Genomic DNA, 11,109 nt, shown 5'->3' on the forward strand with positions numbered 1-11,109 from the left:
GTGAACGGGGAATCGGGGAATCGGGGGGCACTGTGCCGGACACCGAAGTACAGCCACAGACATTGCGTACCGCAGCGGGCCAGAGCGAGGAAATGCAGTCAGGGACGGGCTCCGCCATCAGCGCCCTGAACGCACACCACCAGAGCGTGCCAGGGCAGACCGCGGGATTCTCCTTCGCCCAGCAACTCCTGCGCACACACCACTCCTGGCAGGGCAGGCTCGGCGACATCCGGAAGGAATGCGGCGACGTCGCGCAATCCCTCCGGAAGTCCGCGGACAACTACGAGACGAACGACGCCGACACCGCGAGGTCGTTCACCCGGCGCTCCGAGAGCCAGGTCATGGTCCGCCCCGCGGCACAGTCCCGCCACAACAGCCCGTTCGGATGATGCCCGATGCCCACACTGCAGGAAATCCAGGATCTCCGCTTCTCCGCCCTGGAAGAGGCCAAGGAGGAATGGGCGAGGTCGGCGCATCGCTTCGGTGGCTACCAGGACCGGGTGGAAACCTACATGCAGCGCCCGTTGAAGGGCGATTGGTCCGGTGAGGCGGCTGACGCGGCACAGGTACGTCTGGGCCGTCTCGGACAGAACTTCCAGTTCGGCTCCCAGGAATGCACGCTCATCGAAGCCACCATCGACGGTTTCGTCACCGAGATGAAGGAGCAGCAGAAGCGGCTCCGCACACTGCTCGATGACGCGGCCGCGAAGGGGCTCAAGGTGTTGCCCAGCGGGGAAGTGGTCTACAAGGACGAGGGCTCCATTCCGACGGGAGACCCGGACGGGGGCACCCCGGACGCGGAGATCGAAAGGCGTGACCTCGAAGAGCACATCTTCGGTGTCCGGCGCACCGTCGAGGAGATCGACGGCCGGTACTCCATCGCCATCGCGCGCCTCCATACCGACCGTGGCCTGAAGGTCGACAGCCGGGAATCCCGGCGGGACGCCTCCGACATCTCCCAGATCGCCGGTACGGCGGTCGGCCTGCACACCGCTCCGCACCGGGGCACGGACCCCAAAAAGGTCCACGACTGGTGGAACGGCCTGAGCCAGGAGGAACGGGACGAGCAACTGGCACTGAATCCCGACTCGATCGGAAACCTCGACGGCATACCCGCCGAAACCCGTGACGAAGCGAACCGCGTCAATCTCGACCGGCTGATCGACGCGCACCCGCCTGGTTCACCCATGTCGGAAAGGGAAGCGGAACAGCAGAAGGGATTCCGCGCCATCAGGGACCGTCTCGACCGGGATGACGGGAAGAACCCCGAGCCGCTCCTCCTGGGAATCGGGGAAGAGGGTAACGGGCGGGCCATCCTGTCGTACGGAAACCCTGATACGGCCGACAATGTCGCTGCGTATGTGCCCGGTTTCAGCACCACGCTTGAGAGCGTGGGTGGTGACGACGGAGACCGGGCGCAGCAAGTCTGGAAGTCATCGACCGACGCGGACGCTGGCGAGAAAACCGCCTCGATCGTCTGGCTCGGGTACGACGCGCCGCAGAGCGTCGAAGTTGCCGGCGAGGGGCCGGGCAAGAGAGGTGGAGAAGACTTCGGCACCTTTCTCGACGGAGTTCAGGCAACCCATCAAGGAGAAAAGCCGCACGTCACGGCGATCGGCCACAGCTATGGCTCCTTCACCGTGGGTCAGGGAGCGCAACGCCCGGGGGGTATCGCCGCCGACGACATCATTCTTGTGGGAAGCCCCGGTACGGGGGCGGAGAGGGCGGAGGATCTCGGCGTGGGGAGGGACCACGTCTGGGTGGGCGCGGCGGAGTTCGACCCGGTCACCCACCTGCCTACCAAGGAAGAATCCATGGGAGGGTCCATCGGGATAGGGATAGGCAGCATATTGAACCCGCATCAATTGTGGTTCGGGCAAGACCCGGCCAGCCAAGATTTCGGCGCCATCCGCTTCGGTGTAGACCCGAGCGACCCCGCTCACGGAATCGATTCGCACTCCCGCTACTTTGAACCAGGAGATGGAGCGGAAGGAGATTCGTTGAGAAACATGGGGAAAATCGTCGCCGGACACCCGGAACGTGTGAGCCTCCAGGAGAGGAGGTAGTTCGATGCGGATACATGGCGCTGGTGCTTTCGTGGCAGGAATGCTGCTGGCCTGTACCGGAATCAGTGGTTGCTCGATCATTTCGGGAACCCCTGACCTGACTGTCGATCAGGCACTACGGAAGATCGACTCAAGCCTGGACGGGGTCTTCGGCGCGATAAATCCTCGCGTCAAGTGGAGGGAGGGGCCCGGTGAGATGAGTATGCACGAAAACTCGATCACCAGGGAGCCGGATGGAACGGTAGGTGTCCATCGGACGCGGTACCTACGAACCAAGGTGTCCGAGCGCAATCTCGATAGAATGACGGCGATTGTGCGTAAATACCTGAAGGGTTCCGGTTATGAGCTGGAGGAGGCTGTCGTGCGGCCTCACTTCGTCTCGGCGAAATCTTCCGACGGTCTTGAGGTGGGATTCTCGGCTGAGGAGGACGGGAGAATTTCCATCGGTGGCAGCGTGGATGCGAAATCTCCGGGCGGTCATGGCGGAGATATCGAGGGGGAGGAAGGCGACACCTTCCCCACCGCCCCCAACGGCAGCCCGGACCACCGCCCCGACCTCCGCGACCCCTACTGGTCCAAATAACCGACAGCCGTCCAAAGGCCCGGCCCCAGCCACCCGCCGGGCCGCACCACCCCTCCCGTACCCTTCCAAGGCGCTTTTCGCCGTTGAGATACCCAAGCCCCGAAGGACCCCGGCTCGATGACCGCTCACCCCACCGCACCGGGCTTGCGCCACGTCCTCATCCTCGGCGGCACCGCCGAGGCGCGGGAGCTGGCCGCGGCGCTGGTCGCGGGGGGCCGGGTGCGGGTCACGTCGTCGTTGGCGGGGCGGGTGGCGGCGCCGCGGTTGCCGGTGGGGGAGGTGCGGGTCGGGGGGTTCGGCGGGGTCGAGGGGCTGGTGCGGTGGGCGCGGGAGCACGGCGTTGACGCGCTGGTGGACGCCACGCATCCGTTCGCCGAGGTGATGAGCGCGAACGCGGCGCGGGCCGCCGCTGCCGCCGGGGTGCCGTTGCTGGCGCTGCGGCGCCCGGGCTGGGAGCCGCAGCCCGGTGACGTATGGCATCGGGTCGCGTCGCTGGACGGGGCGGCGGCCGCGCTGCCCGCGCTCGGGCGGCGGGTGTTCCTCACCACCGGCCGCATGGGTCTCGCCCGTTTCGCGCACCTCGACGGCCTCTGGTTCCTCGTGCGGTCCGTGGACGCGCCCGAGGGGCCCCGGCCGCCCCGTATGAAGACGCTGCTCGACCGCGGCCCGTTCACCCTTGAGGGGGAACGGGCCCTGTTGGCGGCGCACCGTATCGACGTGCTCGTCACCAAGGACAGCGGGGCCGCCGCCACCGCCCCCAAGCTCACCGCCGCGCGGGAGGCCGGGGTGCCTGTCGTGCTGGTGACCCGGCCCCCGGCGCCCGCCGGGGTGGCGACGGTGCCGGGGCCCGCGGAAGCGGTGGCGTGGCTGCGGGACCGGCTGGGCTGACGACCCGCCCGCCGTCAGCGCCTACGGGACGGGCGGCGCCGTCGCGTACCGCGGCAGGCGCAGGTGAACGCCTCGTCGCGGACCTGACGGTACGTGGGGGTGGCCTCCCGGCCGCACTGCGCGCAGCGGCACGGCCAGGGCTCGTACGCGCCGGGGCAGGGCACGAGGGGGAGGAACCCGGCGGCGTGCATGGTGCGTTCGGCGACGGTCGCCGGCTGGCCGGTCGGGGGCTGTCCCGCCGCCGGTGGCGCTATGGGGTGCGGGCCGGCCGGCGGCTGCGGCCCGGTGGCCGCCTCGGCACCCGGGGGCGGCCCGGTCGGCGGGTCGAGGTGGGGCGGCGCGGACGCGGCGGGCGCGGGCAACGGCACGGCGGCCACGGGCTGGGCCTGCGGCGCCGCGAGGCCGTCCGTCGGAGCCCCGTTGACCTGCGGATCGACGGTCGGGTACGCCCCGCCGCCGTCCTCCGCGACGGGCGCGAGCGGCGGCAGCGGCAGCGAGGTGCTGCCGTTCACGGCCGGGACGGGAAGCGGCGCGACGAGCCCGGCGGGCGGACCGGCGGGCACGGGGAGGACCGCCCGGTCGCTTCCTGAGGGGTAGCCGACGTCAACGGGTTGGCCGGTCCCAACGGGCTGGTCGGCGTCAACGGGTTGGCCGGTCCCAATGGGCTGGTCGGCGTCAACGGGTTGGCCGGTCCCAATGGGCTGGTCGGCGTCAACGGGTTGGCCGGTCCCAATGGGCTGGTCGGCGTCAACGGGTTGGCCGGTCCCAACCGGCTGGTCGGTGCCTACGGGCGAGGCGGTCTCCACGGGCCGGCCCGTATCCGTGGGCCGGTCGGTCCCGGCTAGGTGGTCTCCCCCGGTGGTCAGGTGGTCCGCCTCGGCGAGATGGCCCGTCTCTGCGGGCAGGGCGGCGTCCTCGGCGCGGTCCGCCGGTGCCGGGGTGGCGTGCGGCTGTTCCGGCGGTACGGGGGCCGGTGCGGGCGGTTCGGTCGGGGCGAGGCGCGCGGACGGGTCCGGCGGGGCGAGATACGGGCCTGCCGTGGGACGCGGGCCCGCCCAAGGCTCCTGCTCCTGCGACGCGGCGGGCTCGGGGCGCACCGGGCCGCCCGGGGAGGCTTCCGGACCGGAGGACGCCGGGGCCGTCGGGCCCGCCGTGGCTTCCGGCGCGGTGGCCGCCGTGGGCTCCGCGGGGCCCACGGACGCCAGGGGGCGGTGGCCCGTCGCGGGCTCCTCCGCCGCGGCCGTCACCGGCTCCTCGGACGCCATGGGCCCCGGCTCCGCCGTGGCTTCCGCCGCCGCGGGCGGGAGCGCCGGGCGGGGCGCGTCAGCGGTACCCGAAGCCGTGTCCGGGGCGGACCGTGTGCCCGCGACGACCGGCTCCGCACCGGGCAACTCCCGCGCGCGGCCCGCCGACGGGGCGGCGTGCGCCGCTACGGCCTCCGCTCCGGCCCCCTGGACGGGCCCGGAGCCCACCCCCTGCTCCGCCGCCACTCCCGGCCCCGGAACCTGAGCCACACCCGGAGCCGGAGCCGGAACCTGAGCCACACCCGGAGCCTCCATCCGCCCCGGAACCTGAGCCACACCCGGAGCCGGAGCCGGAACCTGAGCCACATCCGGAGCCGCCGCCTGCCCCGGAACCAAGGCCCCGCCCGCGTACGGGTTCGGTCCGGCGGTGTCACTTCCGTACGGGCTCGGTCCGGCGGTGTCACTCCCGTACGGGCTCGGTCCGGCGGCGTCGCCCCCGTACGGGTTCGGGACCGCACCCTCCCCGTACGGGGGCGGCGGCCGGAGCGCACCCGGGGACTGCCCCGGAACCGTCGCCCTCGGGTCCGTGCCCGTACCGGACGCTTCTCCGTACGGGCCGGGCGCGGCGGCTCCCGCTCCCGGCGCCTCCCCGTACGCACCGGACACCGACGGGCCGGTGCCCGGTGGTTGTCCGGGCAGCGGCGTGCCGGGGCCGCCCCCGGGCGCAGGGGCGTGAGGCATCGGCGCACCCGCGCCCGGGGCGGGGTAGTCGCTCGCGTGCCACTGGTGGAGGCAGTCGGCGCACCACCACAGCAGTTCGCCGCCGCCGTAGACGCCCTCGTCCTCCCAGAGGAGGTCGGTGCCGCCGCAGGACGGGCAGGGTGCGGCCGGGGTGCGGCGTCGCCGTGTGCGACGGCTCATGAGTGAGACCTGGTCATGGTTCTCCGACTTCATCTGTTCTGCGCCGTGATGGCAAGGGCACACCCCGCCGTTGCCCAGGGTGGGCGTGCGGTTCCTCGGGGGCGGAGGCGGAGGGCCTGCGCCCCGGGTCGGGACACGCACAGCAACAATGTGCCACCCGTCCATGGACAACAGCCGACAGTTCGGTCAATTTGGCGGACCGGCCTCGCGGGAAGCGCCCGGGAGGACCCGGGGCGGCCCCGGGGGCCCGCCCTCCAGGGAGCGGGCCCGTACGGATGTCCGGGCGGCTTCCGTGCGCCGACCGCGAGGCCGTTCGTCCGTAACGTCCCCCGTGCCCACCGGTGTTCACCCCTCGTCCGACCCTGAACCCTCCCGGATACGGGCCGCGCTCACCCCTCCGGGTACCGGCGCGGCGTCCACACGGACTCGGTGCCGTCGCCGCGCCGTACGGACCGCGTCTGCGACGAGCCGATCAGCAAGATCGTGCGCATGTCGACCTCGGCGGGGTCGAGGTCGGCCAGCCGCACGGTGCGGACGGACTCCTCGGGGCCGCCGACATCGCGGCCCAGCACGACCGGGGTGTCCGGCGAACGGTGCTCCAGCAGCAGGTCACGGGCCTTGCCGACCTGCCAGGTGCGGCTGCGGGAGCCCGGGTTGTAGAGCGCCAGGACGAGGTCGGCGGCGGCCGCGGCGCGCAGCCGTCCGGCGATCACCTCCCAGGGCTTGAGGCGGTCGGAAAGGGAGAGGACCGCGTAGTCGTGGCCGAGCGGCGCGCCCGCCTTGGCCGCTGCGGCGTTGGCGGCGGTGACACCGGGCAGCACCCGTACGGGCACGGTCCGGTACCGCTCCTCGGCGGCGACCTCCAGGACGGCGGTGGCCATCGCGAAGACACCCGGGTCGCCGCCGGAGACGACCGCCACCCGGCGGCCGCGGCGGGCCAGATCGAGGGCGAGTTCGGCGCGTTCGGACTCGACCTTGTTGTCCGAGCCGTGCCGTAGCTGACCGGGGCGGAGCGGTACCCGGTCCAGGTAGGTGGTGTAGCCGACGAGGTCGTCGGCGGCGGCCAGCGCGCCCCGCGACTCGGGCGTCAGCCACAGCGGCCCGGCCGGTCCGGTACCGACGACGACCACCTCGCCGGAGGCGGACCCGGGCGCGGCACCGGCCGCCCCGGCGGGGGCGTGCGCCGTCTCGCCGTCCGCCCCTGACGCGTCCTCCGGGGCGCTCCCGGGCACGCTCTCGGGGGTGTGCGCGGCTCCGTCGCGCGCCCCGGACGCGCTCTCGGGGGAGCCCCCGGGAACGCCCTCGGGGGTGTGTGCCGCCCTGTCGGGCGCCCCCGACGCGTCCTCCGGGGCGCCCCCGGATCCGCTTCCAGGAATCTCCTGTTCCGCCACCCGGCTCGGGACCACCGCCACCGCGAAGTACGGGACGGAACCAGGGTCGACGTCCGCCAGTTCCCCGGTGCGTTCGCCCGTCATCGTGGCGCGTTCTACGTAGCGGGCCTCCGGGAGGCGGCCGGAGCGTTCCATGGCGCGGCGGACGGCGGGGAAGGTGCGGCCCAGCTTCATGACGACGGCGGAGTCGGTGGCGGCCAGCCGGGCCGTCAGCTCCTCCTCGGGGAGCGTGCCGGGCAGCACCGTCAGCACCTCGTCGGCCTCCACCAGCGGCCTGCCCAGCCGGGCGGCGGCCGCGTTGATCGAGGTCACACCGGGGATGACCTCGGTCGGGTAGCGGTGCGCGAGGCGCTTGTGCATGTGCTGGTACGAGCCGTAGAAGAGCGGGTCGCCCTCGGAGATGACGGCGACGGTACGGCCCGCGTCGAGGTGCGCGGCGAGCCGGGCCGCGGCCTCCTCGTAGAAGTCGTCGAGCGCGCCCCGGTAGCCGCCGGGATGGTCGGTCGACTCGGTGGTCACCGGGTAGACCAGCGCCTCCTCGATGTGATCGGCGCGCAGATGCTCGGCGGCGATGGCGCGCGCGATGGACCGGCCGTGGCGGGCGCTGTGGTACGCCACCACATCGGCCTCGGCGATGACCCTTACGGCCCTTACGGTCATCAGGGACGGGTCTCCGGGGCCGAGCCCCACACCGTAGAGGCGGCCCGGGGTGCGGGCGGCGGACTGCTCGGGCACGCTCATTCCTCCTCGCTCGCCAGGGCGTTGACTGCCGCCGCGGCCATGGCGCTGCCGCCGCGCCGTCCGCGCACCACCAGGTGCTCCAGGCCCGCCGGATGGGCGGCCAGTGCCTCCTTGGACTCCGCGGCGCCGATGAAGCCGACGGGTATGCCGAGCACGGCGGCGGGCCGCGGCGCGCCCTCCTCGATCATCTCCAGGAGGCGGAAGAGGGCGGTCGGGGCGTTGCCGACGGCGACGACCGCGCCGTCCAGCTTGTCCCGCCACAGCTCCAGCGCGGCGGCGCTGCGGGTGGTGCCCAGCTCGGCGGCGAGCGCGGGCACCGACGGGTCGGCGAGGGTGCAGACCACCTCGTTGCCGGCGGGCAGCCGCTTACGGGTGACGCCGCTGGCGACCATGTTCGCGTCGCACAGGATCGGCGCACCGGCGCGCAGCGCGGCGCGCGCGCTCGCCACCACGCCGGGTGAGAAGGCGAGGTCGCGGACGAGGTCGACCATGCCGCAGGCGTGGATCATGCGGACCGCGACCCGGCTGACGTCGGCGGGCAGCCCCGCGAGGTCCGCCTCGGCGCGGATGGTGGCAAAGGACTGGCGGTAGATCGCCGCCCCGTCCTTCTCGTAGTCGAACACGGTGCCCTCGGTGTGGTGGGTCGGTGGTGGGGTGGGGAAACGGGTGCCGGATCGGGGTTTCCGGTCCGGGGTACTGCGTCGGGACGGGGTACGCGCTAACGGGCGCGGGGCCCGGGGCGTGGCCCGGTGGCGGTCACGGTGCGGTACCCGGGGCCGCCGGGGGCACCCCGGGCGCGACGGCTTCCGCCACCTGCCGCACGGTGGCGCCCGCCGCGAGCGGCTCCGGTGGCGCCCCCGGCCGGACCACGGTGACGTCGTAGCCACCGCCGGTCGCCAGGACGTCGATCCAGGCGCCGTGCGGGTGGCCGCAGCGGCGGTAGCAGCCGGACCACTGCACCGGCAGCGCGGGAGCCCGCCCGAGGGCCGCCGCCACGGCGCTCGCGTCGGCCCGTACGTCGGTCAGGGATTTGGCGCACCCGGGGCGCCCGGTACAGGCGCCGAGCCGGTACCAGGGCGAGTCCGGGGCGGTGACCAGGCCCGCGTCCGCGCACTCCCGCAACCGGGCGGCGGCCACCGGCCCGGCGACCCCGGGGACGAGGACGCCGCGCCACGGGGTCAGCCGGAGCGTGCCGTCCCCGTCGCCGGCGATACGGGTCAGCAGGCGCCACTGCGCGCCGGTCAGCCGCCCCAGCGGCGCCAGGACGCTCAGCGTGCGGCGCCCGCCGGGCCCTTCGACGGGTCCGGGTGACGGCGCACCGCCTTCCGGCCGGTCCGGGACGGTGCCGGGCGGTACGTACGCGGCGGGGACCCCGGCGGCGCGTAGTCGTTCGCCGACGGCGCGCGCGTCCGGCGCCGCGCCCCCCGGAAGATCCCGGACCCGCCAGGCGCCGCTGCCGCTCGCGTCGGCGGCGTCGAGGAAGACCCGGGCGGCGGCGAGCGCGGCACGGGCGGCGTCGGCGCCCGCGACCCGCAGCGCCGCCGGGGCGCCACCGGTACCGTCGGGGGAGCCGAGGAAGAGGAGAGCGGAAGGGGCGGCCCCGGGAGCGCCCCCCGGCCCCGCGTCGGCCGCGCCCGCCGCTCCCCCCGCGCCTGCCGCGTCTTCCGCGTCTTCTGCGATCAAGGTCACATCTCCGCCGAGGCCCGTCACGTCGCCCCGGCCGTCGTCCAGGACGAAGAGGAACCGGCCCGAAAGCCGCGCCGTCCACTCCTGCGCGCAGAGCATTCCGTCCAGCTCACGGGCCCAGCGCCGCACGTCGGCGGGGGTGCGGCCGTCGAGTCCGGCGAGCGGCGAGGCGACGATGTTGCGGACGCGTTCATGGCGTACGGAGGGCAGCAGACCGGCGTCGGCCAGCAGCGCGGCCAGGTCGCCGCCGCAGCCGTCGCCGAGGCCGCGCAGCTCCACGTTGCCGCGCGAGGTGAGGGAGAGCCCGCCGTCCCCGAAGCGGTCCGCCGCGTCCGCCAACGCGGTCGCCTGACGCTCCGTCAATTCCCCGGCGGGTACCCGTACCCGGGCCAGCGCACCGTCCGCCGCCGTGTGCAGCCGCAGCGCTCCCGGGCAGGCGTCACCGCGCTCACGCAGCGGCGGCTGGGCCCCGGAGGGCCGGTTCGAGGGGGAGGGCGGCATGGCCGCGAGCATACCGACGCCCCCCGAAGGCCGACGGCGCCCCGGGGCCCGCCCCGCCCACCGGCCCGGACACCCACCACCTCGCACGCGCCCCGTCCGGGATGCCCGTACGGGGCCCGGACCCGCATCCCGCAGCGGCCACCCGCCCTCTACGGGGAACGGCCCGCGTCCCGTAGGGGCCGCGCGCAGCCCTGTACCTCCGGAGCCACGCCCCCGGACGGGGAACCCGCGCTTCGGACCGGGCCCGCACCCCGTAAGTCCGAGGGCCCCGCCCCCGAGGGCCCGCCCCCGGTGAGGCCACCCGAGGATGCCCGCCCCGCCCGCCGCACGGCCCTGGCCGCCGCCCCACCGGAGCCGAACCCGCGCCCCGGGCCGCCCCGCACCCCGTACGCGCGGGGCCCCGCACCCCGTACGGCCGCCCGCAAGGGGCTCCGCACCTCGGGCCGGCCCCGCACTCCACCCCGGGCCGGCCCCGCACCCCGTAAGGCCACCCCGCAGGACCCACGCCCCGCACCCCGTACGGACTCCGCCCCGCACCCCGTACAGGCCCGAGCCCCCGCCCATCCAGCCGCCCCTCCCCGCAGGGGCACCCCGTAAGGCCACCCCGCAGGGCCCACGCCCCGCACCCCTTAGGGACTCGGCCCCGCACCCCGTACGGGCTCGGCCCCGCACACCCCGTACGGGCCCGACCCCCCCGCCCATCCAGCCGCCCCTCCCCGCAGGGGCACCCCGTAAGGCATCCGTGCGCCCGACCCGTAAGGCCATCCCGCCCGGGCCGCCCCATAGGGACATCCCGTAAGGGCAACCCACGATGGATCGCGCCGCGCCCCCAAGGCGCCCCCTGACCTCGTGCGTCGATCCGAAGGCCCGCTCCCGTGGCGGCGGGGCAGCCCTTACCATTCACTCCGGTGGGTCAGCCGGCCCGCCGACGCCGGCGACGGCGACGAGGGCTTTTCCCGACGCGGGGCGGCCCTCAGGGAGGAAGCCCGGTGAGAGTCCGGCGCGGTCCCGCCACTGTGAGCCCGGCAGCCGCCGGGTGAGTCAGGAACTCCCGCCGTCCAACGAACCACCCGGGGCGCGGATACCCC

The 11,109-nt window shown here is 74.4% G+C and carries 8 protein-coding genes and 1 riboswitch; of the genes, 4 read left to right on the plus strand and 4 right to left on the minus strand.

The features are described 5' to 3' along the window. Positions 1 to 32: 32 nt before the first annotated feature. The 4 genes from ACGH2B_RS14175 to ACGH2B_RS14190 all read left to right on the plus strand — a co-directional run bounded on the left by ACGH2B_RS14175 (position 33) and on the right by ACGH2B_RS14190 (position 3,537). Positions 33 to 389: a type VII secretion target gene (locus tag ACGH2B_RS14175; RefSeq protein ID WP_399088637.1), complete on the plus strand. Its 357-nt coding sequence runs from the start codon at positions 33 to 35 to the stop codon at positions 387 to 389. A gap of 6 nt (positions 390 to 395) precedes the next feature. Beyond that, complete coding sequence (locus tag ACGH2B_RS14180) at positions 396 to 2,066, plus strand: alpha/beta hydrolase (RefSeq protein ID WP_399088639.1); 1,671 nt, start codon at positions 396 to 398, stop codon at positions 2,064 to 2,066. 31 nt (positions 2,067 to 2,097) lie between these two features. Beyond that, entirely contained in the window at positions 2,098 to 2,649 is a 552-nt protein-coding gene (locus ACGH2B_RS14185) for a hypothetical protein (RefSeq protein WP_399088641.1), read from the plus strand. 117 nt (positions 2,650 to 2,766) lie between these two features. Then, positions 2,767 to 3,537: a cobalt-precorrin-6A reductase gene (locus ACGH2B_RS14190; RefSeq protein ID WP_399088643.1), complete on the plus strand. Its 771-nt coding sequence runs from the start codon at positions 2,767 to 2,769 to the stop codon at positions 3,535 to 3,537. 14 nt (positions 3,538 to 3,551) lie between these two features. Here the strand turns inward: ACGH2B_RS14190 and ACGH2B_RS14195 are convergent, their stop codons facing one another. The 4 genes from ACGH2B_RS14195 to cobG all read right to left on the minus strand — a co-directional run bounded on the left by ACGH2B_RS14195 (position 3,552) and on the right by cobG (position 10,021). Then, complete coding sequence (locus tag ACGH2B_RS14195) at positions 3,552 to 4,049, minus strand: hypothetical protein (protein ID WP_399088645.1); 498 nt, start codon at positions 4,047 to 4,049, stop codon at positions 3,552 to 3,554. 2,042 nt (positions 4,050 to 6,091) lie between these two features. Further along, positions 6,092 to 7,834 (minus strand): precorrin-2 C(20)-methyltransferase, encoded by a 1,743-nt coding sequence (locus ACGH2B_RS14200; RefSeq protein ID WP_399088647.1) that lies wholly within the window; start codon positions 7,832 to 7,834, stop codon positions 6,092 to 6,094. Further along, positions 7,831 to 8,457 (minus strand): precorrin-8X methylmutase, encoded by a 627-nt coding sequence (locus ACGH2B_RS14205; RefSeq protein ID WP_399088649.1) that lies wholly within the window; start codon positions 8,455 to 8,457, stop codon positions 7,831 to 7,833. Before ACGH2B_RS14205 ends, ACGH2B_RS14200 begins: the two co-directional genes overlap by 4 nt. Positions 8,458 to 8,590: 133 nt before the next feature. Then, the gene (gene cobG, locus ACGH2B_RS14210) at positions 8,591 to 10,021 is read right to left on the minus strand and encodes a precorrin-3B synthase (RefSeq protein WP_399088651.1); all 1,431 of its coding nucleotides are present in this window, start codon (positions 10,019 to 10,021) and stop codon (positions 8,591 to 8,593) included. A gap of 950 nt (positions 10,022 to 10,971) precedes the next feature. Further along, positions 10,972 to 11,092, plus strand: a riboswitch (cobalamin riboswitch). Positions 11,093 to 11,109: the final 17 nt, after the last annotated feature.

Origin of the sequence: Streptomyces sp. BBFR2 (assembly GCF_044497305.1) — a bacterium.
Taxonomy (GTDB): Bacteria; Actinomycetota; Actinomycetes; order Streptomycetales; family Streptomycetaceae; genus Streptomyces.

Excerpts from the sequence above, each read along its gene's own strand:
- ACGH2B_RS14190 (WP_399088643.1), top strand. The coding sequence starts at position 2,767 with ATGACCGCTCACCCCACCGCACCGGGCTTGCGCCACGTCCTCATCCTC.
- ACGH2B_RS14200 (WP_399088647.1), bottom strand. The coding sequence starts at position 7,834 with ATGAGCGTGCCCGAGCAGTCCGCCGCCCGCACCCCGGGCCGCCTCTAC.
- ACGH2B_RS14180 (WP_399088639.1), top strand. The coding sequence starts at position 396 with ATGCCCACACTGCAGGAAATCCAGGATCTCCGCTTCTCCGCCCTGGAA.
- cobG (WP_399088651.1), bottom strand. The coding sequence starts at position 10,021 with ATGCCGCCCTCCCCCTCGAACCGGCCCTCCGGGGCCCAGCCGCCGCTG.